General features: G+C 58.9%; 1 protein-coding gene. It reads right to left on the reverse strand.

Going from position 1 to position 253, the window contains the following annotated elements:
* A partial coding sequence (locus PQR02_RS40960; RefSeq protein WP_408243473.1) for a transposase occupies positions 1-220 on the reverse strand: 220 nt, incomplete at its 3' end.
* Between the last annotated feature and the right edge of the window lie 33 nt (positions 221-253).

Raw genomic sequence — 253 nt, forward strand, 5'->3', positions numbered from 1 at the left:
TAAGCTCCTGCCGCTCCGCAGTGGTCAGACCGTCATGCCGCACGCCCGTGTCGCGATCAGCCTGCGCCACCCAGTTGTAGATGGTCTGTGCAGTCGGCTCGAACTCCTTTTCCAGTTCCTCCGGTCTGCGTCCTGCCTTCACCAGCTCGACCATTTGCGCCCGAAATTCCGCCGGGTACGGGGTACGATGCTTGCCCATAATCGGCACCTCCTTCTCCAAAGGATAGATGTCCGTTTTTCTGGGTCAACTTCA

The sequence above is a fragment of the Paraburkholderia sediminicola genome (genome assembly GCF_046026895.1).
GTDB classification, from domain to species: Bacteria; Pseudomonadota; Gammaproteobacteria; order Burkholderiales; family Burkholderiaceae; genus Paraburkholderia; species Paraburkholderia sediminicola_C.